General features: G+C 66.8%; 1 protein-coding gene. It reads left to right on the top strand.

Features of this window, described 5'->3' with window-relative positions:
* Nucleotides 1-229, top strand: a 229-nt coding sequence (locus SB847_RS22495) for a hypothetical protein (protein ID WP_410579003.1), incomplete at both ends; no start/stop codon positions are given.

The raw sequence follows: 229 nt of genomic DNA on the forward strand, positions 1-229 counted from the left end.
GGGCACGGCGAGAGGGAATTCCTTCTTAATGCCACGCCCCATCAGCGTGACGGCGTAGCGGCGCTGGGTGCCGCCGAAACCCGCGCCCCCGACTTAACCGTTCAGGTGACCGAAGCGGACAGCATCATCCTGGACAACGGAATTATCCGCGCGGTGGTAGACGCCAACGGCCTGCTCACCTCCTTGGTGGACCACGCCAGCGGCCGCAACGCGATCGCCCCCGGCCAGG

The sequence above is a fragment of the Bacillus sp. SIMBA_026 genome (assembly GCF_046535335.1).
In the GTDB taxonomy this organism is placed as follows: domain Bacteria; phylum Bacillota; class Bacilli; order Bacillales; family Bacillaceae; genus Bacillus; species Bacillus velezensis.